Raw genomic sequence first — 24,323 nt, 5'->3', positions numbered from 1 at the left:
CCCACCGTTAAGCGATCAGGATGCTACGGCAAGTCCTTGCGTAAAACCCGGGGCTTCAAGCTTCAGGAAATCAATCAGCGCCCGTTCGGCCAGGCTGACAGATTTTTCCTCGCCGACGCATTTGAGAAACCACGAGGCTTCGTCTTCCGTACTTATATCGGCTTCGCGGCGGGCGGCGGCATGGGCTGCGCGGCGTGCTGCCTCTGCCCGGTCTTCGTTCTGGCTGATTGGTGCAAACCATCCGCCTTCTGAAAAACCCGCACGCACATCCTCAAGAAAGGTGCCCGGCTCGGGCCGCATGTCGCCAATCCAGTGATCGCGCGAAAGTATGGATGTCTCAGACTTTGGCTCGGGATGAGCACGCGCCATGAGATGGTTGGCAATCGCGCGGGCAAACAGGTCGTTCCATGACGGATCATTGGCCGCAAAGCCGATCTTGTCATTGGTGCGCACCAGCAGCTCGGCCTCGGCGCCAGTGACCCAGCCTGCCCCCTCGCCAGCTGGCACGATCAGCGCCCGGCGAACCCGCTCGACATCCTCGGCTGTCGCCTTGCCAAGTTGAGAAATGCGGTCACAGGCCACTTTCAGCGTAAAATAGCCGAGCCGGTCCGGCACGCCTTCGGCATAGCGCATGATCTGCAACAGAAGGTCTATTTCCGAGGCAATCGGGCAAATGCCCTGACGGTCAATCTGCTCGATCAGCCAGTCGGCTTCGTCTTCGGTGACCCAGTTACGGGGATCGCTATGGAGAAGAACATAGTCACGCACGGCGCTGACGAACAGCCGATCCCAAGTCGTGTCGCTTCCGGCGAGGCGGGCATTGATGTCGAACAGGGCGGCCCCATCGGTCAGCGATTTTACGCCGCCTCGGTAAAGTTCGGTTGAAATGCGGTGCGCGTCTTCTTCAGACAGTTTCATAACGCCAGTGATCTGAGCGAGCAGTCCCTCGAACCCCTGATCCATGCACCAAGCCTCCAACTTGATGATCCTGTATAATTTGCAACAGTTTCCGGTTTGTTGACGGCTTTGTCACGAATTCGATTTGTGGCGCAACTTGACTTTCCGCGGCGGCAGGCTTCTTCAGGTCACCCAACAATATTAAAACCAAGGGTGGACCTCACATGGCAGAACTTCGTGATCTTTCCGGACGCACAGCAGTCGTTACGGGCTCTGCAACAGGGCTAGGCCGGTCCATTGCGCTGAAGCTTGCCGAGCGCGGCGCAGAAGTAATCATTAATTGCAGCCGATCCGTCGCAGATGGCGAGGCCACTGTTGCAGACTGTCAGGCATTGGGCTCGCAGGCGCGGCTCGTGCAGGCAGACGTTTCCACCGAAGAAGGCTGCCAGAAGCTCGCAGACGCCGCCAGTGCGCACGGCCGTCTCGACATACTGGTGAACAATGCAGGCATCACGCGCCACGCCCGGGATCATTCGGACCTCAACGCATTGAGCAAGGAAGACTTCCTCGACACATATGCAGTGAATGTCGTCGGCCCGTTCTTGATGATGCAGGCCTGCCGCGACTTGTTGGCGGCGACCTATTCGCAGGCCGGACGCGCAGCAGCTGTTCTGAACGTCTCTTCCATTGCAGGCGTTACGGGAATCGGGTCGTCCGTTGCCTATGCCGCCACCAAGGGCGCACTGAACACGATGACGCTTTCCCTCGCGCGCGCACTGGCGCCTGCCATCCGCGTCAACGCGGTGTGCCCGGGCTTCATTGGCACCCGTTGGTTCAAGGACGAAATGAGCGCTGATCAGTACACGAAAATGGAAGCAGGTGTCGCTGCGTCAACGCCCCTTCATGTCGCGAGCGGGCCGGACGACATTGCCGATTCAGCCGTGTTTTTCCTGACCGATGCTTCACGCCACATCACCGGCGAAACCCTGCTCGTGGACGCCGGAATGCACCTTGGATACGCCCCATTGTCTGCCCGGTGAGCATCTCACCAAACGCCCGATACTTAGGCATATCCAATTGGCCGATGCACAAAAGTTCAGCGTTCGGACGTCAGTCTATCCTTGATAGAGAATTTGGTTCGAAACGTGCGGAATCGCGCGCAATCCTCGGTCTCGCGCTCCAAATAAGGAGCGGTTTGAAAACGGGGTACTAACAATGAAAACCAAGGTATCACGGGCGGGGGTCGCCCTTGTTGCTCTTCTAGCTACGGCGGGCACCGCCATGGCTGAAGGTGAATGGTCAGGAAACGTAGCCATGACGTCAGACTATGTCTGGCGCGGCGTCTCACAGTCCAACGAAGATCCTGCCATCCAGGGCGGCTTCGACTATGCCAACGGCAACTTCTACGTCGGCACATGGGCGTCGAATGTCGATTTCGGTGACGCTTCCGACACCAATATCGAAGCTGACTTCTACGGCGGCTTTGCCGGTGCGCTCGAGAGCGGCATCAGCTGGGATGTTGGCGTGATCTACTACGCCTACCCGGATGCAGATGAATCCGATCTCGACTTCCTCGAAATCAAGGGCGCCCTTGGCTATGAATTCGCCAGCGGTCTCGCCATCGGCGGCGAAGCCTATTGGGATCCGGACAACCAGAACGTCTACCTGAACGCAACTGCTGGCTATGGCCTGACGGACGCTCTGTCGATCGACGCCAGCGTTGGTAATTACAGCTTCGACGGTGGCGGCGACTACACCAACTGGTCACTCGGCGGCACGTATAGCACACCGGTCGGTATCGACGTCGACCTGCGCTACTGGGGCACCGATGTTGATGATGTCGACATCTCTGACGACCGTTTCGTGCTGACACTTTCGAAGAGCCTCTAAGGCAAGGGAATATCTTCCTCCCGTACTGTGTGTGGAGTTGATTGCCCTCCCCACGCGCAGCAAGGTGAAGGCCGCCAGTCCAAAATGGACTTGGCGGCCTTTGTAATTCTGCCTCGGACGCACTAGGTTCTACGAAGGCCCGCGGGGGCTTCCCCATCAACAGGAGACGTGAACGACGCATGGCCGCAGAACTGACCCCAGTCGAGGCATTGGTTCCCGCAATCACACTTCTCGGCTTTGGCGCGGCTGCCGCCCTGGCATCGAAAGCGCTCCGGCTCAGCCCTATCGTGGGATACCTGATTGCCGGCATCCTGATCGGACCCAGCGTTCTCGGCCTGATCCAGGAAAGCAGCGCCACGCACCTCTTGGCAGAGCTGGGCGTCGTGTTCCTCTTGTTCGACATCGGCATGCACGTCTCCCTGCGCGAGCTGAATGAAAGCCGGCGCGACCTCCTGCGCCTCGCGCCAATGCACCTCTTCTTTACCGGACTGATCGCTGCAGCAGCGCTAGCCATGATCGGCGTGGACTGGGCCATCGCGCTCGCCGTCGGTCTCAGTCTTGGTCTCTCATCCACGGCCGTCGTCGCCCGCATCCTTACCGAGCGCGAGCAGAACTCCTGTCCTATTGGCCGCTCCGCCACGCACGTCCTCATCTTTCAGGACATTGTCGCCATCTTCCTGATGATCTTTGCCAGTTCGCTGGGCGATTCCGAGGTGGGTGCACAGGGACTCGCCGGACTTGTCTCCGACTATCTGCTTGGCGGCGCCAGCGTGCCGCTCTATGCCGCACTCGGCCTCTCGGTCGTGCAAACGGTTATTGCCTTCTGCGCCGCACTTCTGGCCGGCAAATACCTGATCAACCCCGTGTTTCGCACGCTCGTTGCCACCCGCAATGCTGAAGCGTTCACCGCCTTCACCCTGCTTCTCGTGCTGGCAGCCGCCTGCGCCACGGCCATCATCGGCTTGTCGCTGACGCTTGGGGCCTTCCTGGCAGGCCTTGCGGTCTCCGGCACACCCTTCCGCCACCAGGTGCAGACCGAGATGGGACCGTTCCGCGGGCTGCTTCTGTCCTTCTTCTTCATCAGCGTCGGCCTCTCCATCGATGTGCCTGCCCTTCTGTCCCACCTGCCGCTCGTGATCCTCAGCGCCGCTGGCATACTCGTCATGAAAACCGCCCTCGGCTATGTCGCCGCCCGCCTGAACAAATGGAGCGTGCCGGGCGCCACACAAATGGCCTTCCTGCTCGCGCAAGGCTCGGAATTCACCCTCGTTGTCCTGTCGCTGGGCGCCATTGTGGCCGGCCTGTCTTCCGGCCTGATGAGTAGTATCGTCGCCGCCGTAGCACTGTCCCTGGCGCTCGCGCCTACCTGGGCCGCCCTCGGCGTACGCCTCTCGCGAAAATTGGCTGAGCGCAGCAAGACCGCCATCGAAACCTCGGCCACGTCCATCTCCGACCGGCCCGTCATCGTCATCGGCATGTCTTCCGCCGGACGACTCGCCATCGACGCGCTGGTCGACCACGACATTCCCTATATCGCGCTTGAGGGAGACCCGGACCGCTTCCTTGCGGCCGTGGCCGATGGCTACAAGGTCTCCTTTGGCGATGCGAGCAATATGAAGCTCGTCGAGGCCGTCGGCGGCAGCAATGCCCGCGCGGTCGTGCTCGGCTTTGCACGGTACGAAGTTTCGCGCGAGGTGACGCCCACGATCACCCGGCGCTTCCCGGACCTGAAGCGCTTCGTGGCCGTCGACTCCCGGCTCGACCTTGAGCGCTATCTCGACATCGGCGTGCGCGCCCACCTTGCTGGCGGCCAGCCCAAGGGCATCGAAATGGTGGCCGACATCCTGCTCACGCTCGACGTGCCAGAACCGGAAGTGCGGGAATGGATGGAGGAAGAGGCAGAGCGCTTCGCGATTGGTGACAGCTCCCGTGTGGAAGAAAAAATCGATGTCGAAGAGATCATCGACGAAGCTGCATGAAGCAGACTAGGATTCCACAAGACGGGGGGTATATAGGCATATCCTGCCCCAAGGAGAACCATTATGCGTATTGGCGTCCCAACGGAAATCAAGAAACAGGAATCCCGTGTCGGCCTGACACCTGAAAGTGTCAGCGAAATTGTTCGCGCAGGTCATCATGTGAACGTGCAGTCCGGGGCCGGGCTCGGCTCAGGCTTCGCAAACGAAGCGTACACCATGGTCGGCGCCACCATCCTGCCTGACGCCGCAGCCGTATTCGCTGACAGCGAACTGATCGTGAAGGTCAAGGAGCCCCAGCCTGAGGAAACCGCCCGTCTCACACCGGACCACACGCTTTTCACCTATCTCCACCTGGCGCCAGACCCTGTGCAGGCCAAGGGGCTCATGGATTCCGGCTGCCTGGCCATCGCCTATGAGACCGTGACTGATGATGAAGGCGGCCTGCCACTGCTCCGCCCGATGAGCCAGGTCGCGGGTCGCATGTCGCTCCAGGTCGCCGCATGGGCGCTCATGCGCACCAAGCGCGGACGGGGCATCCTGCTCGGCGGCGTACCGGGCGTCATGCCCTCGAAAGTCGTCATAATTGGCGGCGGTGTCTCGGGCACGCATGCAGCCGAAATCGCTGTCGGCATGCGCGCCGACGTCACCATTTTCGACCGTAACAACAATCGCCTCGCCGAACTCGACGAACAGTTCCGCGGCAGCCTCAAGACCATGTATTCGACAGCCCACTCGCTTGGCGAAGCGATCAGGGATGCCGATCTCATTATTGGCGCTGTCCTGATCCCGGGCGCATCAGCCCCCAAGCTCATCAGCCGCGAGCAACTGAAAACGATGAAGCCGGGCGCTGTGCTGGTCGACATCGCCATTGACCAGGGCGGCTGTTTCGAAACAAGCCACGCAACGACACACGCAGACCCGATCTATGACGTCGACGGCATCCTGCACTATTGTGTCGCCAACATGCCCGGCGCCGTGCCGCGTACGTCCACCTATGCGCTCAACAATGCCACGCTGCCCTTTGTCCTGCAGATCGCCAACAAAGGGGCGCGCGCGGCGATCAACGAAAACCCGCACCTTGCCCATGGCCTCACCGTCGATGCCGGCAAGATCGCGCATCAGGCCGTCGCCCACGACCTCGGCGAGCCCTATGTCCGTCCGGACTGGCTGACGGCCTAGTCCGGACCAGAGCGCATTGGGTTAAGCGTGGTTTCTCTTGGCGGCTTCGACCCGCTCAATCTTGCTTTTCTCCCCGATGAAGACAGGCGTCTTCTGGTGCAGGGATTCAACAGGAACCTTGAGAAGCGACTGGTCGCCATCCGTCGAAGACCCGCCCATGGCGGCGATGAGGAATGACATGGGAATTGCCTCATAGACAAGGCGAAGCTTGCCCTCTTCATAGCCCTTGATGTTGGCGCGTGGATAAACAAACAGACCGCCTTGCAGGACCATTCGCTTCATGTCTGAAACCATGGACGCGTACCAACGCATATTGTGGGGTTTGGCCGTTCCGTTGTGCGTGCTGAGTAGGTCCGCATAATGCGCCTGTAGCCATCCGTCCCAAACCATCTGGTTCTGGCCGTTAATCGCAAGGACATCAGCTGTCGGCAGTCCACCTTCAATCGGCAGAACCTTCCACTCGGACGTGTCCTGGTTAAAGATGCCCTTGTAGACCTTGTCCCCATCCGCAAAGTAGGCTTCGAGGTTCATACCAAAGACGAAGAATCCGCCGCTGACAATGTTCTTGCCGTTGAAGTCCCTGGCAACTTCAGCATTCTCGAAAATGCCGAAAATGGCACCTGAAGGAATGCCCACCAAGGCGGACTTGGAGCCGTCCAGCGGATCGAGAGCCACGCTGTAGCGGCCGTCCGAAATCTTGTTCAGGCCCGGCCGCTCTTCAGACACGACGTATCTGACATTGCCATCGCTCTTGAGCGCATCAAAGAAGGCTTCGTCAGCAATCACGTCCAGCTCGATCTGGTCGTCGCCGGACTCGTTGCTGGATGTCGCAAACTTCAGTCCTGCGCCTTTCTTGAGCTCGGCGTAAATGACCTCCGCCGCGGAAAACAAGGCGGCGTAAATTCCATCCAGATTTTGGAGCTGGCTCTTGAAGTTCAAAGACATTGTCGAATGGGTCCCCTGATAATGTTGTTGGGAAACTGCCCCAATCAACGCTGCATCACAATAAGATAAGGGCGCCAGCTGCGCTGACGCCCTTATGTATTTTATGGCATTGAAGCCGTTTGGCTCAGGAATCCAGAGCGGCAATCGCGTCATCAATGGTGGCGCGCGGCTTGTCGAGAATGGCCGCGATCTGGGCGCGTTGCTCGATGGCGAGCCACAGGCCAAGCACTTCCACGTCAACGACGCGCCATTCGCCATTTCGCTCGATCACACGCCAGCGAACGGTCTGCGGGTCTTCCCCCTTCTGGGTGACGCGGGTTTCAACGACCGAATCCTTGTCATTGCGATCAACCGAACCGATCACGTCGACCTTGGCATTCTTCAGCTTGTTCTTCTGGTCCTGGAACGTGCCGACGAGGAATTTCTCGAATGCGCTCTTGAAGCGTGTCTTGTCGGTATCGCTTACCCGGCGCGAATATTTGCCAAGCGTGAAGTTCGCGATGGCATCAATGTCCACTGCCTGCTTGATTGTGCTCTCGCTGGCTTCCGCGTTGGAAATCTGCGTGGCGGTTCCCGCAATCAAGGCTTCAGCCTCAGGGCTGGCCTGCGCCGAGAGCGCCATCAGGGCGAAACTGGTAGAGACGATAAGTGAGCGTAGCATCATGTTTGTCCTTCGAGTCAGATTATCCCGATCCGCTCTGTAGATATGTCTTCCGGGCCCGATTGGTTCCGTTGAGGGCTATATAGGTGTCATTCCCAGTTTGCATGGGGGGATCGAAGCCGAATCCGGGCCGATCAGGGGCAGAAACCCTCAGATTCCGGGAAATGTGATATTTTGGATACACTACCCCCAGACCAGAAAGCGTGGTGCGGGCGGCCGGGCTTGAACCGGCAAGGCCTTGCGGCCGAGGGATTTTAAGTCCCTTGCGTATACCAATTTCGCCACGCCCGCGTGCCGTTTGTGAGTATTCGTCGCCGCCGGGCTTGGCAAGCGCCAGCCCGGCCCGAGACTGTCAGGAAACCCGTTCAAACACGGCAGCGAGACCCTGCCCGCCACCGATACACATGGTTTCGAGGCCGTAACGCGCTTCCTGCCGATCCATCTCGCGCAGGAGCGTTGTCAGGATCCTGACGCCAGTTGCACCCACCGGGTGGCCCAGAGAAATGCCCGATCCATTGGGATTGAGCCTTTGCATATCGCCATCGGTGAAGCCCAGCGCCTTGGTGCAGGCCAGAACTTGTGAGGCAAAAGCCTCGTTCAGCTCGATGACGTCGAGATCCTTGATCTCGATACCCGCCTGCTTCAGCGCCTTTTGCGTCGACGGCACCGGCCCGATGCCCATGACTTCCGGACCGACACCGGCGACAGACCAGGAAACGAGCCGCCCCAGGGGCTTCAGCCCGTATTTTTCCGCGGCTTCGCGCGTACAGACGATGCAGACCGCCGCGCCATCATTCTGGCCAGATGCATTGCCCGCCGTAACGGTCGCATCCGGATCCGCCTTGCCCCGGATGGCCCTAAGTGACGACAGCTTCTCAAGCGTGGAGTCAGGGCGGATATGCTCGTCTTCCGCCACAACCGTGTCCCCCTTGCGGCCTTTCACGGTAAACGGAACGATCTCGTCAGCGAACTTGCCTGCCTTCTGGGCCGCTGCAGCTTTCTGGTGTGAAGCAAACGCGAATTCGTCCTGCGCTTCGCGGGTGATCTGGTAATCGCGGCGCAGGTTCTCCGCCGTCTCGATCATGCCACCCGGAACCGGGTGGAACTTGCCGCCGGCCGTATAGCGTCCGCGCGAGAGGCCATCCTGCAGCATCACGCCTTCGCCCTTGATGTCCCAGCGCATGTCGATCGAGAAGAAAGGCGCGTTCGACATGCTCTCTGCCCCGCCGGCGAGGACAAGGTCGTTCGCGCCGGTCGCCACTTGCATCACCGCATTGATCACGGCCTGCAGGCCAGACCCGCAACGCCGGTCGATCTGGTAGCCACCCGTCGTCGTGGTCAGGCCGGCATCCAGCGCCACCATGCGCCCGAAGGCTGGTGCTTCCATGGTCGGATAGCATTGCGCAAACAGGCAGTCCTCGACCGCCTCGGCTGGCACGGAGGTCCGCGCCATGAGTTCGCGGATGACATGGCTCGCCAGCTCATGGGCATGAACGGTTTTGTAGACTCCGCCAAAGCCACCCACAGCCGTGCGGACCGGTTCACAGATTACGACGTCTCTCATTGGTATTTCCTCAGTATTCTAGTTCAGGCCGCGGCCGCGCTCGGTGACCTTCTTGCGGGCCGCCTCGACGCTTTCGGCTGTGACGCTGGCGGCATGCGCAGCCGAGCGGCGAACCTCTTCCTTCAGGGCCTCGCCAAACGGCATGGCAAACCCGTCATCGATCATCTTCTTGTATCCGCGCAGCAGGACCGGATCACAGCTCGTCATCTCGTGCGCCATCTTGCGTGCGGCTGGCAGTAGTTCGTCAGCCTTGTAGACGCGGTTGACGAGGCCCCAGCGTTCAGCTGTGTCAGCGTCGAGGAAATTACCGGTGAAGGACAGTTCCTTGGCCCGGCTCGTGCCGATCAGGCGGGACAGTTTCTGCGACAGGCCCCAGCCCGGCATGATGCCAACGCGGGCATGCGTGTCAGCGAACTTCGCATTCTCGGAGGCCAGAAGCACATCACACATCAGGGCAAGCTCGAAACCGCCCGTAATTGCAAAGCCGTTGATCGCGCCGATCACCGGCCACGGATATTCGCCAATGGCCTTGGCAATATCGATCGAGCCGCCATCTGCGCCCAGTGCAAAGCCGGTCTCGCCGGCCTCTTTCAGATCAACACCCGCAGTAAAAGCGCGGCCTGCGCCTGTCAGAACGACAGCGCGAATTTCGGCATCGCCCTTCAGCTCCATGAAGACGCGGGAAATCTCGGTGCGCAGCGCGCGGCTGAGGGCGTTCAGCGCATCCGGCCGGTTCAGCGTGACAATGGCAACCGCGCCGTCGCGCTCAACCTGGATAATGTTCTCGGCCATGATGCCGTCTCCTTCTGATATGTTTTGGCGGTGCGCCAGTCCGGTCGGGTCAGGCTTTCCGTTGGCGGAAAAGATGAGCCACGGCAATGACCAAGGCGATGAGGGCGATCGCCGCAGCGAGGAAAAACAGCCCGAACTTGAGAGGCGTCAACCATGACTTTGCGTCAAGCGCATCCGCCGCGCCGGAAAGCGCCAGCGCCTGCACCGTGTTCTCTGTCAGATCGACGATGATGGTCGCAAGCGCCGGCAAGGCAGCAAGTGGTCCGTATCGCCCGAAGAAGCGCAGGGCCATGGCCGCGAAAAACCCGCCATAGGCCAGTGGGTAGGCCGTATCGAGCAGCACAGTGATCCAGAAATGCGCACTGCGCTGGGCTTCGGTCATTCCCGCAATCAAGGCGCGGCAGCCCTCGCCCGTGGTGATTGTATCGAGATAGCGACCGCCAACTGCATCACTGAATAGCGCAAAGCACGGAAAGATCAGGAGCTGTGCAATAAACAAGCCCCAGATAACCGGCGTGCGCTTCAGAACGGCAATCATCCGGCCTCCTCCGTCAAGCGCTCCGGCGTGACGCCCGTGGCGGCAATGATAGCCTCAAGTCTCTCGACGATCGTGTCGATCAGGTCCGGATGGATCGTACTCGCCACGAGATGGACGCCATTGTCCCCGACCGACCGGAACCAGGGGTATGATCCGAAAGAGACATTCGGCATTTCGACCGCCAGCGCGCCCAGCGGCTCGGCAATGTCGCCCTCCCGCAGACCGACGCCGCGAATGGTCACCTTGTGGACAATGGCGCCCGTACGAAGGCGCGGCCCGATATCTTCCAGCATGGCCCGTGCCACCTGTGGCACACCGGCCAGGGTGAATACGTTTTCCATCTGGAAGCCCGGCGCACCCGACACCGGATTGGCCACGAGGCTTGCCCCATGCGGTACACGCGCCATCCGACGCCGCGCCGGGGTGAACTCGGTCTTCATCTCGGCATAGCGCTCGGCAAGCATGGCAATCACTTCCGGATGCTCGCCGATGCCGACACCAAAGGCCGCCGCAATCGCATCCGCCGTGATGTCATCATGTGTCGGACCGATGCCGCCCGTCGTGAACACATAAGTGTACTCCGCGCGCAGGTCATTCACTGCTTTTACGATGCTCGCCTGCACATCGGAGACGGTGCGCGATTCCACAACCGGGATACCGAGCGGTCCCAGGTACTTGGCGATCTGCTGCAGGTTGATGTCGCGGGTGCGCCCCGAGAGGAGTTCGTCGCCGATCAACAGGACGGCTGCGGTGGGTGGAGTTTCAGTCACTGATCAAGGGCCTCATACACGAGGTCGCCGGATTCCTTTCGAAAGGCATTGTCCATGCTGCCCGCCGGGAAGACCTGGACCATGCCGATGAAGAACAGGTCATTGACCGGATCGATCCAGAACCAGGTGCCCGCCGCACCGCCCCAGTAATAGGTTCCGGTGGGCATCAAAGTGCCCGTAGGAGCCGGATCCACCAGAACCCCAAAGTCCAGTCCAAAGCCGTGACCAGCGCGTTCTGGGTTGACGCTGTTGCCGTCGGAGAAGAGGTGGAAGGTTTCCGGCAGTACATTGGTGCGCATCAACGTGACTGTCTCAGGTTTCAAAATGCGGGTGCCGTTGAGTTCGCCGCCATCCACCAGCATCTGGCAGAAACGGGCATAATCGGCGAGCGTGGAGACGAGTCCGTGTCCCCCCGCCTCCATGCCAAATGCGCCTTCGCGATAGGCAAAACCCGGATCATCCAGTGGCACCAGATCGCCGTTTTCAGGATTGTGTGTGAAGACGTCCGAAAACCTGTCGCGCTTGGACTCTGGTACGAAAAACGCCGTATCCGTCATACCAAGCGGGGTGAAGATCGTGTCCTGCAGATATTCGCCGAACGGCTTGCCGGAAATCTTCTGGACGATGTAGCCCTGGATATCGACGGCAGTGCTGTAGGACCAGTCGCTGCCCGGCTGGAACATCAGCGGAATGCCGGCAACTTTGGAGATGTACGTGTCGAGATCCGGCGAGGCGAGCACGCCCTGTTTGCGGAAAGCCGTGTTGACCGGGTCCTCACCACCAAGCCCATAGCCGAAGCCGGCGGTATGACTCATCAGCTCGCGCATGGTCGGCACGTGATCCATGTCTTCGACAATCATATTGCCGTCTGCATCCACCCCATTCAGCACTTTGAGGTCGGCAAACTCTGGCACAAATTTCGTGATCGGGTCATCGAGACTGAATGCCCCCTGCTCGTAGAGCATCATCAGGGCGACCCCGGTGATCGGCTTGGACATGGAATAGATACGGAAGATCGTATCTTCCTTGATAGGCGCCTGATCGGTGGCGCGCATTATTCCGTGCTCATAATAGTGGGCCACATGCCCATCCTTCACGAGCAGGGTCGAAATGCCTTTGACCGCGCCGTCATCCACAGCTGCCGCCATGGCCGTGTCCAGTGCAGCAAGGCCCGCCGACGTAAAGCCCTTTCCGGAGGCAGAGGCTTCCAGCGCGTCAAATGTCTTGTCGGCAGGCGCCGGGGCCGGTTCCGCGGCAGCTTGTGGGGCCAGCGCGACCTGTTCTGGCGGAGCCCCGGCTGGCCCTGCGGCGCACGCCGCTGCACCCACAATGAGCAAACTGGCGGCAAGCCCTTTCAGATAGTGAGCAGGTTGTCTCATAGCGTTCGGCTCCCCTTGTTGATTTTGCGGGAGGATAGCTTCCATCCCCGGCAAAGCAACAAGGAACCCAAGGACAAGCGCCATGGCTGAGGACGGGGCCGGAACATCGTCCCACGCGGCGCATTCCCTTTACTGAACCCTGAAATCGCAAAGCAAGGAGCTCCCCATGAAACGTCATGCAACAGCCATCTGGAAAGGCACTCTCAAGGAGGGCACCGGGACACTCGATACGCAAAGCGGCGCCCTCCAGAACCACGGCTATTCTTTCAAGGCCCGTTTCGAGGATGAGAGCGGCAAGTCCGGCACCAATCCGGAAGAATTGCTCGCGGCTGCCCATGCGGGCTGTTTTGCCATGCAGCTCTCCGCCATGCTGGCCGATAACGGTACGCCGGCCGACAAGCTAGATGCCAAGGCTGTCGTAACCGTTGAACCAAAGGACGGCGGCGGCTTCAAGGTCACCAGCAGCGCGCTCACGCTCGTCGGCAAGGTTCCCGGCGCCAGTGAGGCGGATTTCCAGTCAATCGCGACAAAGGCCAAGGAAAGCTGCCCACTGTCCGTAGCGTTGGGCGCCATCGACATCAGTCTGGATGCCAGTCTGGAAGCCTGATTTCACAGGGTGCGGGGTAGAAATTTCCCGCAATCGCTGCCACATTGGCCACCATAGACTGGAAAGCCACTTTGATGAACGATTCAACCGCCCTTCTCCCCATGCGCACTGGTGAAATCCGTATCCATGATGCGGAGGGCTTTGAGGGCATGCGCAGGGCTGGACAGCTCACCGCCGAATGCCTCGACATGCTTGTAGGCGAAGTGAAGCCTGGCGTGACGACACAGTATCTGGACGATCTGGTTCGCGATTTCGTGCTCGACCATGGCGCCCAGTCCGCCACGATCGGCTACCGCGGCTATCGCCACGCATCCTGCATCTCGCTGAACCATGTCATCTGCCATGGCATTCCGGGCCCCAAGCCCCTCAAGGAAGGCGATATCGCCAATATCGATGTCACCTGTATCCTCGATGGCTGGCACGGTGACCATTCGCGCATGTATGGCGTGGGCGAAGTGAAGCGGAAGGCCGAGCGCCTGATGGATGTCACCTACGAAGCCATGATGGCTGGCATCAATGCCGTGAAGCCGGGCGCCCGTTTCGGCGACATTGGCGGGGCGATTTCCGAGATTGCCCGTTTGAACCGCCTTTCCGTCGTTGAAGACTTTTGTGGCCACGGCGTTGGTCGACTGTTCCATGACGAGCCAAATGTCGTGCACTCATCTGACTATGGCACAGGCCCGGAACTCCGCCCCGGCATGTTTTTCACTATTGAGCCAATGCTGAACATTGGCCGCAAGGACGCGGCAATTCTGCCTGACGGCTGGACGGCCGTGACGCGTGACCGTCAACTTTCAGCCCAGTTCGAACACTCGGTTGGCGTTACCGAAACCGGCGTCGAAATCTTCACCAAGTCGCCAAAGGGCTTCGATACGCCCCACACCGTCAAGCCATAGGCCATGCCGGGGGGCACAGACGGCCAGTCAGACGCAAAGCCGCATTGGCAAGGCCATCGCGAGCGGTTGCGCAGCAAGCTGCTGAAGCGCGGTGCCAGCGCCCTCGAAGACTATGAAGTGCTTGAGGTCATGCTGATGGCCTTCATTCCTCGCAAAGACGTCAAACCCATCGCCAAAGGCCTGATGGCCCGTTTCGGCAGCCTCTCAGGCATTCTCGCCGCGCCCGGCGCTGATCTGGTGAAAGTGGACGGCATAGGCGAGTCCGTCGCCGCCTACATCAAGGCCATCGCCGAACTGCAATCGCGCGCCTCCCGCGAAGAAATACGTAAACGCCCCGCGATTTCGTCGTGGAGCGCCCTGATCGACTATGTCCGCACAGAACTGCAGCACGAGAAACGCGAGCAGTTCCGCGTGCTCTTCCTTGACCGCAAGAACCAGCTGATCGCCGACGAGGTGATGGGACACGGAACGGTCGACCATGCCCCCGTCTACCCCCGCGAAATCGCCCGCCGCGCCCTCGAACTGCAAGCCTCAAGCCTCATCCTGGTCCATAACCACCCCTCAGGCGATACGACGCCGTCGCGGGCTGACATCGACATGACACGCGAAATCATCGACGTCCTCGACCCGTTCGACATCACCGTTCACGACCATCTCATCGCTGGCACAAGCGGCGTCACCAGCTTCCGCTCATCGGGCCTGATCTGAGACTGACGCCGCGATAATGCTTGCAGATGATCGGCAGGCGGTTACCGTGAGCGAAAATAGACATGCGCCGTCAGATGCGCGGGAATCATTACAGGGAGGCTGACAGCGCATGAGCGACACAACCGCGTCGAACGGACAGATTACGGGCTTTGGGACCAAGGGTTACCGTTCATATGTCCTGATCGCACTGATGCTGATCTATACGCTGAATTTCATCGACCGGACGCTCATTTCGGTTGTCGCACAGCCGATCATCAACACGTTCAGCCTGAATGATACCCAGTGGGGCCTGCTCTCCGGGCCGCCATTCGCCCTTTTCTACGCTTTGATGGGTATTCCTATCGCGATGTGGGCCGACCGCAGCAACCGCGTCATGGTGATTGCTGTCTGCGTGATCGTCTGGTCAATCATGACGGCGCTCTGCGGCATGGCGACGGGCTTTCTGTGGCTGCTCCTGTTCCGCGTCGGCGTGGCCGTTGGCGAAGCCGGCTGCACACCGCCCGCCAACTCGATCATCACCGATTATTATCCGCCCAAAAGCCGCGCCAATGCCATCGGTATCTACTCGATGGGTGTGACCCTCGGCGGCGTTCTGGCGCAGCTGTTCGGCGGCACGATTGCCTCGATCAAAGGCGCGGACTTCGGCGCCTGGATCAATTCAATCGGTCTCGGCTTCATGTTTTCCGGCATGGACTGGACCACAGTTGAAGGCTGGCGAATCGCCTTTGTCGTAATCGGCGCGCCCGGCGCCATCATTGCCCTCATCCTCTGGCTTACCATCAAGGAACCGCCGCGCGGTTATTCCGATCCACCGGATGCAGACCCCCTCCGTAAGGCCCCCTTCTTCGAGGCGTTCCAGGAATTCGGCGTGAAGCCAACATTCTGGTGGCTCGCGCTTGGCGCAGCGCTGGTTGCGTTCGTTGGCTATGGCCTGATCAGCTTCCAGGCACCGTTCCTGCAGCGCGTGCATGGCATTGGTGTTCGCGAAGCCGCCGTCATGTATGGCGCACCGCTGGCAGCCTTCGCTGCGTTCGGCACCTTCATCGGCGGTCTCCTGTCGGAGAAGCTCAGCGGCCGCTATCCTGCCGTTGTGGCCTGGTTGCCAGCCGTGGGTTTGCTCATCGCCGTGCCAGCCTATATCGCCGCCTTCTTCAGCCCCACACTCAGCATGGCGTTCGCGCTCTGGGCCATCGCTGCGATTGGACATTATGCCTATCTCGGCGCGCAATATTCAGTTGGCACAGGCATTGTGAGCCCGCGTTCGCGCGCCACGACCATTGCCGTCCTGCTCCTCATCATCAGCCTGATCGGTAACGGCATCGGCCCGCTCTTCGTTGGCGCAATGAGCGACTTCTTCATGGCGCGCGAGATTGGCCTGTCCGGCTATGGCGACCTGGCAGCAACGTTCGATCCCAAGATGTGCGGCGCCAAGGTCCTCGAACTTGGTGAGGCTGGCCCTGCGCTCTGCGCCGCTTATGGCGACGGCCTTCGCCAGTCCATGGCGGCAACCGTGCTCGTCTTTATTCTTGCCGCAGGCTGCTATTACATGTCCAGCCGGACTTATCTGCGCGACCGCTACAATCCGGACGCCCTTTGAGCATTATGGCTGCCCGCCAAAAACCAACTGTCCTGCACTGACTGACTGGAGACGCCAATGACCGACGCCGCCACAGCCCGCCCGGGCCATGAAACCGGGTATCGCACGCCGACCTATCGAGCGTTCGTGCTGTCATCACTCCTCATCGTTTACATCTTCAACTTCATCGACCGGTCGATCTTTGCGATCCTGACCGAGCCGATCAAGATGAGCCTGAAGCTCGAAGACTGGCATATGGGCCTTCTGGGTGGCTTGGCATTTGCCATGTTCTACACCACGCTTGGCATCCCGATCGCCCGCCTGGCCGAGCGCAAGAGCCGGATGTTGATCATCCTCGTCTCTCTGACGATGTGGAGCCTGATGACCGTGCTCTGCGGCTTTGCGACCAGCTTCATGACGCTGTTCATTTTCCGCCTTCTCGTGGGTGTTGGTGAAGCAGGTTGTACGCCGCCCGCCCAGTCTGTCATTGCAGACTATTTCAAGCCAACCAGCCGCGCGACCGCCGCGTCGATCTATGCCCTTGGCGTCCCATTGGGCGGTATGCTGGCAGGCCTCTCCGCCGGGCCGATCAATGATTATATCACCGGCCACAATGTCCATGCGCTGCTCGGTGACTGGGGCTGGACCTGGGCACAGAACCTGATTGCCTGGGAAAATGTCGAAGGGTGGCGGATCGCCTTCGTGGCCGTCGGCCTGCCGGGCGTGATCTTCGCGGTCATCATTGGGCTGACAGTCAAGGAGCCGCCTCGCGGCTATAGCGATCCACCTAACGCGAACAGCAAAAGTACACCGGATGGCTTCATCGTTGCGCTGAAGGGGCTGATGCGCAAACCCACCTATGTCCATGTCGTCACCGGAGCCGCCATTGCGTCATTCGCGGGCTACGGCATCGCCGCATTCTCAACCTCATTCCTATTGCGCACGCATAATCTGACACTCACTGAGGCAGCGCTGATCTTCTCGCTCGTGCTTGGCCTGATGGCAGCCATCGGCGTCTTCTTGTCCGGCTTCCTCGCCGACAAGCTGTCGAAGCGTTATCCGACGGCGCTGTCCTGGATGCCGGCCCTCGGCATGGGCCTGTCCGTGCCGCTCTACTGGATGGGCTATCTCAGCCCATCTGTTGCCATGATGATCCCGCCCCTGATGCTGGCAGCACTGCTTCATTACTTCTACCTCGGCCCGATGTATGCCGTCTCGGCTGGCGTCGTGGACAGCCGCACCCGCGCAACCGCCGTCGCGATAACCCTGTTCTCGGTCAACCTGATTGGCATTGGACTCGGCCCGACGCTAGCGGGTGTACTCTCGACCTTCCTGAAATCCATGATGCTGTCTGGCGCCGATCTTGGCCTCTCGATCGAGGCGTGCAAGGTCGTGTCTGACCTCAGCGCAGACCAAGCTGCGGCCTGTACCAGCGCGAATGCACGCGGCCTGCAATGGACCATCGTGATCTTCGCGACCCTCTATGGCTGGGCCGCGATCCACTATCTTCTGGCTGGAAAGACGCTGCAGCGTGACATGCTCTCGAAAACTGCTTAAGCCAGCCCCCCATGGCTGTTTATACTCACGTTTCCGACGAGGCGCTCGCCGCCTTCCTGGCTGAATACGACCTCGGCAGAGCCCTGTCCTTCAAGGGAATTGCCGAAGGCGTAGAGAATTCGAACTACTTTCTCGAAACCTCGAAAGGGCGTTTCATCCTCACCTTGTTTGAGAAGCGGGTGAAGGCTGAAGACCTGCCCTACTTCATCGGCGTGAAGCAGCACCTCGCGGCCAAGGGCTATCCCTGCCCCGAGCCTATTATGGGCAAGGATGGCAAAGCCCTGCGTACGCTGGAAGGCCGCGACGCGGTCATCATTTCCTTTCTCGAGGGTCTCTCGCCGCGTCGGCCGAACGTCGTTCAGTGCCGGGGGCTGGGTGAAGGCCTCGCGCGCATGCACCTTGCGCTCGCTGACTTCGGCATGACGCGTCCGAATGCGCTCGGCCCCGCCTCCTGGCCGCGCCTATGGGAGGGTCGCGCCGCGAATGCAGACGCCCTGCTGCATGGTCTTGCCGGCCGCATCGAGACAGATATCGCGGCCATCGCCAAGGCTGATCCCGACAACCTGCCTTTGCCGCGTGGCACGATCCACGCGGACCTCTTCCCGGACAATGCCTTCTTCCTCGGCGACGATTTCTCCGGCGCCATCGACTTCTATTTTGCCTGCACCGATGCGCTGGCCTACGACCTCGCCGTCTGTCTCAATGCCTGGGCTTTCGAGGATGGCGCTGCGGGAGAGGCCGCAGGCCTCCAGTTCAATTTCTCGAAGGGCGCCGCCCTGATCGCGGGCTATGAAAGCGTGCGTCCGCTTGAGGATGCCGAACGCGAAGCCCTCCCTATCCTTGCGCGCGGTGCAGCTCTGCGATTCTTCCTGACGCGCCTTGTCGACTGGACCGACACGCCGGAAGGCGCCCTCGTAAGGCCCAAGAATCCCCTCGAATATGCCGGACGCCTGTCCTTTCATCGCAAGGTGACCAGCGCCGCCGGCTATGGTGGATAAGCTTCGCGAAGGGAGCGCCATGACGAACGAAACAGGCATTCCCGCAAGCTCCACTTCTCCAGCCTATGCGGATGGCAGTTTGCGCACGCACATCAAGCGCGTGAAACTCGGCCTCTTGCTCAGCGCCCTTGCCGCCTGTCTTGGCGTCTCGATCATCGGCGGGCTATTGCTGGCGTTTGTCCAAATCCTCCTCGGCCTGTTCAACATCGGCGGCACAGTGCCCTTTGAAAGCACGTTTACGAGCGGCGTCACGACGGGCCTACAGCTCGCGGCGCTCAATTTCGTCCTGTTCCTCGTGACGGTCCCGGCCGCATGGTTGGCGCTGGGCCTCTCGATAGGCAGGATGCCGCATCGCCGGATCGCCGCCCGCACGCCCTATATCCGCTGGGCCGCTATCTGGGGCGCAATCCTGGTGGGCGGCACAACCTTTATCTTCGGGCTTATGGAAAGCATCCCGACAGCTATCGGCGCGCTTGTCTCTGGTGCCAGTGTTGGCGCGCTCGCCGGCGTGGGTTGCGGCTTCCTGTTCTATGCCATCGTGCGACCAGACGAGCAGCTGCGCGACGTCGACATCAGTGTGTTCTGAAGCAGGCTTGACGGCTCTCGCGAAGCCCATCACCTGAACCCAATGACTGATTTGATCGAAATCTGGACGGATGGCGCCTGCAGCGGCAATCCCGGCCCCGGCGGCTGGGGCGCCCTGCTCATTGCCGGCGAGAATCGCAAGGAATTGTTCGGCGGCGAAAAGCAGACGACCAATAACCGCATGGAAATGATGGCCGCCATCGAGGCGCTGAATGCGCTGAAGCAACCGTCGAAAGTCACGCTGCATGTCGACTCCACCTATGTGAAGGACGGCCTGACCAAGTGGATCAAGGGCTGGAAGCGTAATGGCTGGAAAACGGCCTCGAAACAGCCCGTGAAGAACCAGGACTTGTGGCAGGCACTCGACGAAGCCTGCCAGCGTCACGACATCACCTGGAAATGGGTCAAAGGCCATGACGGCGACCCAGGCAACGAACGCGCAGATGAACTCGCGCGCATGGGCACAGCTCAAGCGCGCGGCTAGGCTTTCGCTATGATCGCCTCTGCAGCCGCGGCAATATCTGCTGGCGACAGCGCGTCCAGCTCCACGATCTGAACCGGCGTATCCTCGCGCCGTTTCCGGCTTCGCGCATAGAGCGGGTCATAGTGTTCCAGCATCAGGGCTTCCGCGAGCTTACGATGATCGCCCGCATCCGCCAGCGCCTGCCATTCGGCGATAGTTTCCTTCGAGTGTAGCGGCTTCAGCAGGTCCAGCGAGCGGGCGACGCTGTCGCTGTCACTCACCGCATCACCATAGGCCGACACGAGGAATGCACTGCGCGCGGCAGCGGGCACATGGATCTCGACACGCGGCGCCGCCAGCATGCTGTGCCACAGGCGGCGCGGCACCCGGCGCAGGCCCACACGCGCCGATTCCGCCTCTACGTAAATCGGCCGTGACAGGTCGAACTGGCGCAGCTGGTCCCAGATAATGGTCTCGAACAGGCGCTGGGCTGGCTGGGGCAAATCATCGAAGCCGCCAAAGGCAGAGCCGCGATGATTGGCTATGCCCTCCAGGTCGATCACCTGCCCGCCTTGCTGGGCAATTTCGCTCAGGATCGCCGTCTTCCCGCTGCCGGTTGGGCCATCGACAAGGATAACGGGCAGCGGCATTTCATCCAGTTCAAGCCCGCCAACGACCTCTCGCCGCCAGGTCTTGTAGCCGCCCTTCACAAGGCCAACGGGCCAGCCAACCGACGACAGGATCGTCGCCATCGCGTTGGACCGCATGCCGCCCCGCCAGCAATAGATGAGCGGGCGCCAGCCCTTCGGCATATCGGCCAGTGCGGTATCGAGATGATGCGCGATATTCCGCGCGACGATGGCGCCGCCGATTCGGTTGGCGCGGAATGGGCTTTCCTGCTTGTAGATCGTGCCGACAATGGCGCGCTCGTCATTCGACAGGACAGGCAGGCTGATTGCCCCCGGCAGGTGGTCATCAGCAAACTCGGCGGGCGAGCGCACGTCGATGATGGCATCGAAGCGGGACAAGGATTCGGGGCCAAGGTCAGTGACGGTTTCAAGGTAAGGCATCGTGTTCACGCTTAGCAGGTTTTCATTGCCTCGCCAGAGGCCCGCGCGCTAAGCCCATTGGGCAGATTAGGACTTGAGAGTATGCCCGACACCCAGACACCAGAACCGCTCCTTACATCGCTCGCCCATGGCGGCGGCTGCGGCTGCAAGCTGGCGCCGAACGTACTGGCTGACATTCTGAGCGAAATGCCGCTGGCGCTGGGCAGTGCCGACCTGATCGTGGATGCCGCGACCAGCGACGACGCGGCTGTCTATCGCGTGAATGAAACGACGGCACTGGTCGCGACAACCGACTTCTTCACGCCCATCGTTGACGACCCGCACACATTCGGCCGGATCGCCGCGACCAACGCGCTGTCGGACGTATTCGCCATGGGCGCAAAGCCCATCTTCTCTCTGGCCATTGTGGGCATGCCCATAGGCAAAATCTCGAACGAGACGATCCGCGCGATCCTCGCAGGCGGACAATCCGTTGCCGAAACAGCAGGCGCGCCGATTGCGGGCGGGCACTCAATTGATGCTGCAGAGCCCATCTATGGCCTCGTGGCGCTCGGCCTCGTGCATCCTGACAAGCTATTGCTGAACTCCGGCGCACGGCCTGGCGACGTGTTGATCCTCGGCAAGCCGCTGGGCGTCGGCATCTATAGCGCCGCCCTGAAGCGCGGCATTATCGAAGATGCTGACTATGCGGAGATGATCGCCTCCACCACGCGGCTCAACACGCCGGGAACGGATCTCGCCGGGATGGTGGGCGTTCACGCTGCAACAGATGTTACAGGTTTCGGACTACTTGGGCATCTTTCGGAAATGTGTCGTGGTGCCAGGCTCACGGGCGTTGTCGAGGCCGACCGGGTGCCTGTGTTTGATGGTGCACGGCGGCTAGCCGAAGCGGGCGTAAAGACGGGCGCTTCAGGCCGCAATTGGGACTCCGTGCGGACTTCCGTGACCGTTCAGCGACCGTTGAGCGCCCCTGAACTGGACATCCTGTGTGACCCGCAGACCAGTGGCGGCCTACTCGTCTCCTGCTCACCGGATGCCGCCCGGAACGTGCTCGATACATTCGCACGTCATGGACACACAGGCGCCGCCATTATCGGCCGCATGGAAGCCGGTACAGCTGGTGTGCGCGTCGTCTGAACCTAGCCAGCCGGCGTAGCAGGATCTTCAGGCGTTTCTACTGGCGGTCCGAATTTGCATTCGTCGGCTTCGTCGCCTTTTGCTGTGCCGCCAACGCGATCCAGCGCATCCTGGACATCGAGCCAGAGATGGTTTTCCGCCGCACAGGCCTGCGCAAAATGGAAGACATTGCGCATGCTCTCCGTTTCAAAGTCGAGCGACCCGGCAAACGGCATGGCGGCCGGTATGCTCGCATATTTCAGCTTCATCCCGTGCTTCTGCGCGAAGGAGGCCGTCAGAACCAGTTCCGTGCGCGCCATATACATCAGCACAACAGAGAACCCGCGCATCGTGATCGGCACTGTGCTGACCGGCGTTGCATGCGGCAGCGTGGCGAGCTGGCCATTGATGATCACGTAGATGTTCACGTCCTTCAGGTCGTCGAGCTTCTCGTCGGTGATGAAGGCGGCATGTGGCGCGATGAAGAAGGGGACGGTCGTCCCACCATCAACATGCATCTCCTGATAGGCACCATTGTCCGCATCTATATCGAACATGACTGGTGGGAACACGCCGGGCACGCTGGACGAGGCCACAAGCACATTGATGAACAGTTCCCGCCCCTTCTCACCGCCTTGCTGCGCAATGGCACCGAGATCCCAGATGACAGGTTCCTCGCTGTCCAGATTGGTTGTCGCGGCCAGCAGGATCCGGCCCTTGGCACTTTCGCGAGCCACGGCTTCGACAAGCTCAGGGGTCACATAGTACTCGACCATTTCACGCAGGGACGTGTCATCATACACACCCACGCGAAACATTGTGCCGATGCCCGGCCGGCTCAGCAGGTTGGAACTCATGCCGCCGACATAGGCTTCGGTCAGCTCATCGTCCCACTCAGGGCCAAGAAAGGCGAAAGGTGCGATCAGGGCGCCCGTGCTCACGCCGGTCACGATCTCGAATTCGGGTCGTTTGCCGGAATAGGTCATGCCGACGACGGCGCCTGCCCCGAATGCGCCGCCCGCGCCGCCGCCTGAGAGCGCGAGGATATCGATCGCGTCATTGCCTGGCCGAGCCTGCAGGCGTTTGATCGTCTTCGACATGCGGTCGATGAAAGCCGCCCCATCCCCGCCCGCCATGCGCACATCGGGGCTGAAACCGGCGACATAAGCATTTTGTGTAAGGTCCTGAACCGGCGCGTCGCCCCGCTCCAGTGTTACACACCCTGCCAGCATCAGCGGCGCAAGAAGGACGGCGGAAAATTTGCGAAGCATCATGACCGAGCTCTCATCATCAGTATCCCCAAGTCTACAGAGACACATACGCACGAAACTTGAAGACTTTTTGCCGAGCTGCAAAAAAACATGTCTCCGGATGCAAGAAAGCCCGGCTGGGAAAGCCGGGCTTCTCAAAATTCAGGCATTAAAGGGCGCCTCAGGCGGCCTCTTCAACCTCGTTCGAGCGCGAGCTCGGGCGCGGATCGCGCAGCACATAGCCACGGCCCCAGACGGTTTCGATATAATGCTGACCGCCGGTGGCCTGCTGCAGCTTCTTGCGGAGCTTACAGATGAACACGTCGATGATCTTGAGTTCAGGCTCGTCCATGCCGCCATAGAGGTGGTTGAGGAACATTTCCTTGGTGAGCGTCGTGCCCTTGCGCAGGGAGAGCAGCTCGAACATCTGGTATTCCTTGCCGGTCAGGTGGACGCGCTCGTCGTCGACTTCGACCGTCTTGGCATCCAGATTGACCAGGATTTCGCCGGTGCGGATGACGCTTTCAGCGTGCCCCTTGGAACGACGCACGATTGCCGTGATACGGGCAATCAGCTCATCCTTGTTGAATGGCTTGGTGAGATAGTCATCGGCGCCGTAGCCGAGCGTTTTCACCTTGGCTTCGATGTCAGGGTTACCCGACAGGATCATGACTGGCGTGTTCACACGGCCCATACGGAGCTGTTTGAGCACTTCGTAGCCGGAGATATCCGGCAGCGAGAGGTCGAGTACGATCATGTCGTATTCGTAGACTTTGCCGAGATCGACACCTTCTTCACCGAGGTCGGTGGTATAGATGTTGAAGCCAGCGGCCTTCAACATCAGCTCGATAGAACGCGCTACAGCGCTATCGTCTTCAATTAATAGGACGCGCATCGCTCGTC

24 protein-coding genes and 1 tRNA gene are annotated in these 24,323 nt (G+C 60.5%); 13 read left to right on the top strand and 12 right to left on the bottom strand.

The window, feature by feature from the left end; genetic code table 11:
* Positions 1-15 precede the first annotated feature (15 nt).
* Positions 16-963: a hypothetical protein gene (locus V7651_RS08770; protein ID WP_335612941.1), complete on the bottom strand. Its 948-nt coding sequence runs from the start codon at positions 961-963 to the stop codon at positions 16-18.
* A 158-nt stretch (positions 964-1,121) separates the two neighbouring features.
* Here V7651_RS08770 and V7651_RS08765 point away from each other — a divergent pair, with 158 nt between their 5' ends.
* The 4 genes from V7651_RS08765 (at position 1,122) to ald (ending at position 5,945) form a co-directional block, all read left to right on the top strand.
* Entirely contained in the window at positions 1,122-1,937 is an 816-nt protein-coding gene (locus V7651_RS08765) for an SDR family NAD(P)-dependent oxidoreductase (RefSeq protein WP_335590523.1), read from the top strand.
* Positions 1,938-2,112: 175 nt separating this feature from the next.
* Entirely contained in the window at positions 2,113-2,787 is a 675-nt protein-coding gene (locus V7651_RS08760) for a TorF family putative porin (RefSeq protein WP_335612940.1), read from the top strand.
* Positions 2,788-2,966: 179 nt separating this feature from the next.
* Positions 2,967-4,766: a cation:proton antiporter domain-containing protein gene (locus V7651_RS08755; protein WP_335590521.1), complete on the top strand. Its 1,800-nt coding sequence runs from the start codon at positions 2,967-2,969 to the stop codon at positions 4,764-4,766.
* 63 nt (positions 4,767-4,829) lie between these two features.
* Positions 4,830-5,945: an alanine dehydrogenase gene (gene ald / locus V7651_RS08750; protein ID WP_335612939.1), complete on the top strand. Its 1,116-nt coding sequence runs from the start codon at positions 4,830-4,832 to the stop codon at positions 5,943-5,945.
* Positions 5,946-5,966: 21 nt separating this feature from the next.
* Here the strand turns inward: ald and V7651_RS08745 are convergent, their stop codons facing one another.
* From V7651_RS08745 to V7651_RS08710, 8 genes are all read right to left on the bottom strand, one after another.
* Positions 5,967-6,890: a class 1 fructose-bisphosphatase gene (locus V7651_RS08745; protein ID WP_335612938.1), complete on the bottom strand. Its 924-nt coding sequence runs from the start codon at positions 6,888-6,890 to the stop codon at positions 5,967-5,969.
* 124 nt (positions 6,891-7,014) lie between these two features.
* Positions 7,015-7,554 (bottom strand): MlaC/ttg2D family ABC transporter substrate-binding protein, encoded by a 540-nt coding sequence (locus V7651_RS08740; RefSeq protein ID WP_335612937.1) that lies wholly within the window; start codon positions 7,552-7,554, stop codon positions 7,015-7,017.
* Positions 7,555-7,755: 201 nt separating this feature from the next.
* A tRNA-Leu gene (locus V7651_RS08735) sits at positions 7,756-7,842 on the bottom strand.
* A gap of 61 nt (positions 7,843-7,903) precedes the next feature.
* Positions 7,904-9,115 (bottom strand): acetyl-CoA C-acetyltransferase, encoded by a 1,212-nt coding sequence (locus tag V7651_RS08730; protein ID WP_335612936.1) that lies wholly within the window; start codon positions 9,113-9,115, stop codon positions 7,904-7,906.
* Positions 9,116-9,133: 18 nt separating this feature from the next.
* On the bottom strand, positions 9,134-9,907 hold the full coding sequence (locus V7651_RS08725; RefSeq protein ID WP_335612935.1) for an enoyl-CoA hydratase: 774 nt from the start codon (positions 9,905-9,907) through the stop codon (positions 9,134-9,136).
* A 49-nt stretch (positions 9,908-9,956) separates the two neighbouring features.
* On the bottom strand, positions 9,957-10,445 hold the full coding sequence (locus V7651_RS08720) for a hypothetical protein (RefSeq protein WP_335612934.1): 489 nt from the start codon (positions 10,443-10,445) through the stop codon (positions 9,957-9,959).
* Positions 10,442-11,215, bottom strand: coding sequence for a competence/damage-inducible protein A (locus V7651_RS08715; protein WP_335612933.1), 774 nt, complete (start codon positions 11,213-11,215; stop codon positions 10,442-10,444). Before V7651_RS08715 ends, V7651_RS08720 begins: the two co-directional genes overlap by 4 nt.
* On the bottom strand, positions 11,212-12,594 hold the full coding sequence (locus tag V7651_RS08710) for a serine hydrolase domain-containing protein (RefSeq protein WP_335612932.1): 1,383 nt from the start codon (positions 12,592-12,594) through the stop codon (positions 11,212-11,214). Before V7651_RS08710 ends, V7651_RS08715 begins: the two co-directional genes overlap by 4 nt.
* Positions 12,595-12,760: 166 nt before the next feature.
* Here V7651_RS08710 and V7651_RS08705 point away from each other — a divergent pair, with 166 nt between their 5' ends.
* The 8 genes from V7651_RS08705 to rnhA all read left to right on the top strand — a co-directional run bounded on the left by V7651_RS08705 (position 12,761) and on the right by rnhA (position 20,005).
* Positions 12,761-13,201, top strand: coding sequence for an OsmC family protein (locus V7651_RS08705; RefSeq protein ID WP_035534643.1), 441 nt, complete (start codon positions 12,761-12,763; stop codon positions 13,199-13,201).
* A gap of 74 nt (positions 13,202-13,275) precedes the next feature.
* Positions 13,276-14,097 carry a type I methionyl aminopeptidase gene (gene map / locus V7651_RS08700; protein ID WP_035534646.1) on the top strand — a complete coding sequence of 274 codons (822 nt, stop codon included), beginning with the start codon at positions 13,276-13,278 and terminating at the stop codon, positions 14,095-14,097.
* A gap of 3 nt (positions 14,098-14,100) precedes the next feature.
* Positions 14,101-14,805, top strand: coding sequence for a RadC family protein (gene radC, locus V7651_RS08695; RefSeq protein WP_335612931.1), 705 nt, complete (start codon positions 14,101-14,103; stop codon positions 14,803-14,805).
* Between the two features lie 109 nt (positions 14,806-14,914).
* Entirely contained in the window at positions 14,915-16,402 is a 1,488-nt protein-coding gene (locus tag V7651_RS08690) for a spinster family MFS transporter (RefSeq protein WP_035534650.1), read from the top strand.
* A gap of 57 nt (positions 16,403-16,459) precedes the next feature.
* Entirely contained in the window at positions 16,460-17,938 is a 1,479-nt protein-coding gene (locus V7651_RS08685; RefSeq protein ID WP_035534651.1) for a spinster family MFS transporter, read from the top strand.
* Between the two features lie 11 nt (positions 17,939-17,949).
* Complete coding sequence (locus V7651_RS08680; RefSeq protein ID WP_335612930.1) at positions 17,950-18,936, top strand: homoserine kinase; 987 nt, start codon at positions 17,950-17,952, stop codon at positions 18,934-18,936.
* A gap of 19 nt (positions 18,937-18,955) precedes the next feature.
* Complete coding sequence (locus tag V7651_RS08675; protein ID WP_335612929.1) at positions 18,956-19,522, top strand: hypothetical protein; 567 nt, start codon at positions 18,956-18,958, stop codon at positions 19,520-19,522.
* 42 nt (positions 19,523-19,564) lie between these two features.
* Positions 19,565-20,005 (top strand): ribonuclease HI, encoded by a 441-nt coding sequence (gene rnhA / locus V7651_RS08670; RefSeq protein ID WP_035534661.1) that lies wholly within the window; start codon positions 19,565-19,567, stop codon positions 20,003-20,005.
* Here rnhA and mnmH read toward each other — a convergent pair.
* Positions 20,002-21,054 carry a tRNA 2-selenouridine(34) synthase MnmH gene (mnmH, locus tag V7651_RS08665; protein WP_335612928.1) on the bottom strand — a complete coding sequence of 351 codons (1,053 nt, stop codon included), beginning with the start codon at positions 21,052-21,054 and terminating at the stop codon, positions 20,002-20,004. The two genes, rnhA and mnmH, sit on opposite strands and share 4 nt — an antisense overlap.
* Positions 21,055-21,135: 81 nt before the next feature.
* On the opposite strand from mnmH, the gene selD reads away from it, so the two are divergent.
* A complete protein-coding gene (selD, locus tag V7651_RS08660) occupies positions 21,136-22,191 on the top strand; it encodes a selenide, water dikinase SelD (protein ID WP_335612927.1) in 1,056 nt (351 codons plus the stop codon).
* 2 nt (positions 22,192-22,193) lie between these two features.
* Here selD and V7651_RS08655 read toward each other — a convergent pair whose 3' ends face one another.
* Positions 22,194-23,444 (bottom strand): patatin-like phospholipase family protein, encoded by a 1,251-nt coding sequence (locus V7651_RS08655; RefSeq protein WP_335612926.1) that lies wholly within the window; start codon positions 23,442-23,444, stop codon positions 22,194-22,196.
* 157 nt (positions 23,445-23,601) lie between these two features.
* Positions 23,602-24,315: a response regulator transcription factor CtrA gene (gene ctrA, locus V7651_RS08650; protein ID WP_034744568.1), complete on the bottom strand. Its 714-nt coding sequence runs from the start codon at positions 24,313-24,315 to the stop codon at positions 23,602-23,604.
* Between the last annotated feature and the right edge of the window lie 8 nt (positions 24,316-24,323).

The sequence above is a fragment of the Hyphomonas oceanitis genome, from assembly GCF_036964545.1.
Classification (GTDB): Bacteria; Pseudomonadota; Alphaproteobacteria; order Caulobacterales; family Hyphomonadaceae; genus Hyphomonas; species Hyphomonas oceanitis.
The sequence above is the reverse complement of the archived record's forward strand: the minus strand, read 5'-3'. Positions and strand labels throughout refer to the sequence as shown.

Coding starts and splice junctions, on each gene's coding strand:
- V7651_RS08770 (WP_335612941.1), bottom strand. CDS start 963: ATGGATCAGGGGTTCGAGGGACTGCTCGCTCAGATCACTGGCGTTATG.
- V7651_RS08765 (WP_335590523.1), top strand. CDS start 1,122: ATGGCAGAACTTCGTGATCTTTCCGGACGCACAGCAGTCGTTACGGGC.
- V7651_RS08760 (WP_335612940.1), top strand. CDS start 2,113: ATGAAAACCAAGGTATCACGGGCGGGGGTCGCCCTTGTTGCTCTTCTA.
- V7651_RS08755 (WP_335590521.1), top strand. CDS start 2,967: ATGGCCGCAGAACTGACCCCAGTCGAGGCATTGGTTCCCGCAATCACA.
- ald (WP_335612939.1), top strand. CDS start 4,830: ATGCGTATTGGCGTCCCAACGGAAATCAAGAAACAGGAATCCCGTGTC.
- V7651_RS08745 (WP_335612938.1), bottom strand. CDS start 6,890: ATGTCTTTGAACTTCAAGAGCCAGCTCCAAAATCTGGATGGAATTTAC.
- V7651_RS08740 (WP_335612937.1), bottom strand. CDS start 7,554: ATGATGCTACGCTCACTTATCGTCTCTACCAGTTTCGCCCTGATGGCG.
- V7651_RS08730 (WP_335612936.1), bottom strand. CDS start 9,115: ATGAGAGACGTCGTAATCTGTGAACCGGTCCGCACGGCTGTGGGTGGC.
- V7651_RS08725 (WP_335612935.1), bottom strand. CDS start 9,907: ATGGCCGAGAACATTATCCAGGTTGAGCGCGACGGCGCGGTTGCCATT.
- V7651_RS08720 (WP_335612934.1), bottom strand. CDS start 10,445: ATGATTGCCGTTCTGAAGCGCACGCCGGTTATCTGGGGCTTGTTTATT.
- V7651_RS08710 (WP_335612932.1), bottom strand. CDS start 12,594: ATGAGACAACCTGCTCACTATCTGAAAGGGCTTGCCGCCAGTTTGCTC.
- V7651_RS08705 (WP_035534643.1), top strand. CDS start 12,761: ATGAAACGTCATGCAACAGCCATCTGGAAAGGCACTCTCAAGGAGGGC.
- map (WP_035534646.1), top strand. CDS start 13,276: ATGAACGATTCAACCGCCCTTCTCCCCATGCGCACTGGTGAAATCCGT.
- radC (WP_335612931.1), top strand. CDS start 14,101: ATGCCGGGGGGCACAGACGGCCAGTCAGACGCAAAGCCGCATTGGCAA.
- V7651_RS08690 (WP_035534650.1), top strand. CDS start 14,915: ATGAGCGACACAACCGCGTCGAACGGACAGATTACGGGCTTTGGGACC.
- V7651_RS08685 (WP_035534651.1), top strand. CDS start 16,460: ATGACCGACGCCGCCACAGCCCGCCCGGGCCATGAAACCGGGTATCGC.
- V7651_RS08680 (WP_335612930.1), top strand. CDS start 17,950: ATGGCTGTTTATACTCACGTTTCCGACGAGGCGCTCGCCGCCTTCCTG.
- V7651_RS08675 (WP_335612929.1), top strand. CDS start 18,956: ATGACGAACGAAACAGGCATTCCCGCAAGCTCCACTTCTCCAGCCTAT.
- rnhA (WP_035534661.1), top strand. CDS start 19,565: ATGACTGATTTGATCGAAATCTGGACGGATGGCGCCTGCAGCGGCAAT.
- mnmH (WP_335612928.1), bottom strand. CDS start 21,054: ATGCCTTACCTTGAAACCGTCACTGACCTTGGCCCCGAATCCTTGTCC.
- selD (WP_335612927.1), top strand. CDS start 21,136: ATGCCCGACACCCAGACACCAGAACCGCTCCTTACATCGCTCGCCCAT.
- V7651_RS08655 (WP_335612926.1), bottom strand. CDS start 23,444: ATGATGCTTCGCAAATTTTCCGCCGTCCTTCTTGCGCCGCTGATGCTG.
- ctrA (WP_034744568.1), bottom strand. CDS start 24,315: ATGCGCGTCCTATTAATTGAAGACGATAGCGCTGTAGCGCGTTCTATC.